The sequence below is a fragment of the Acinetobacter sp. RF14B genome (assembly GCF_006864105.1).
Taxonomy (GTDB): Bacteria; Pseudomonadota; Gammaproteobacteria; order Pseudomonadales; family Moraxellaceae; genus Acinetobacter; species Acinetobacter lwoffii_C.
This window is the reverse complement of the sequence record NZ_SMTB01000197.1, coordinates 1-995: the sequence shown is the minus strand read 5'-3', so window position 1 is coordinate 995 and position 995 is coordinate 1. Positions and strand designations below refer to the sequence as shown.

The 995-nt window shown below is 50.9% G+C and carries 1 protein-coding gene; it reads right to left on the bottom strand.

All coding sequences use genetic code 11. From position 1 onward, the window contains the following. Positions 1-995, bottom strand: a 995-nt coding sequence (locus E2K52_RS14475; RefSeq protein ID WP_151205689.1) for an acyl-CoA dehydrogenase family protein, incomplete at both ends; no start/stop codon positions are given.

Genomic DNA, 995 nt, shown 5'->3' with positions numbered 1-995 from the left:
CCGTTCCCGCCCAGCATGTCACGTGCAAGACGCGCAATCTCCAGCGCTTTACCACAGTTATTACGCTTGATCAGTGAAGTCCCTTCCACTGAAGCAATGCCTTCATCTTTCATTCGGCCAAAACGTAAAGCCACTTGCAGGCCCAAAGCAATTTCAGTTTGCATGTTCGCCAGCTTCTTCTGGATCAACTGATTGGCAGCCAGTGGACGGTCAAACTGTTTACGGTCCATGGTGTACTGATGGGCGGTATGCCAGCAAAATTCAGCTGCGCCCATTGCACCCCAGGCAATACCATAGCGTGCACTGTTCAGGCAGGTAAAGGGACCACGTAATCCGCGAATTTCCGGAAATGCATTTTCTTCTGGCACAAAGACATTATCCATCACGATTTCACCGGTAATCGAAGCACGCAGACCGACTTTGCCGTGAATTGCTGGTGCAGACAGCCCTTCCCAGCCTTTTTCTAGAATAAAGCCGCGAATATCACCGACATTACCCTCCGCTGAGACTTCTTTGGCCCAGACCACAAATACATCGGCAATCGGACTGTTGGTAATCCACATTTTCGCACCTGTCAGACGGTAACCACCCTCGACTTTCTTGGCACGCGTGATCATGCTACCTGGATCAGAACCATGATCCGGCTCGGTCAGACCAAAACAGCCAATGTATTCACCCGAAGCCAGTTTCGGTAAATATTTCTGTTTCTGCTCTTCAGACCCGAATTCATTGATCGGCACCATCACCAGAGAGCTTTGTACGCTGGCCATGGAACGGTAACCGGAATCTACACGCTCCACTTCACGGGCAATCAGGCCATAGCTGACATAATTTAAACCCGCACCGCCATATTGCTCAGGAATGGTGGGACCCAACAGACCAAGCTCGCCCATCTCACGAAAAATAGCCGGATCGGTTTTTTCATGACGGAACTGCTCGAGCACACGCGGCATCAGCTTGTCTTGACAATAAGCCTGTGCGCTGTCCCGAATCAT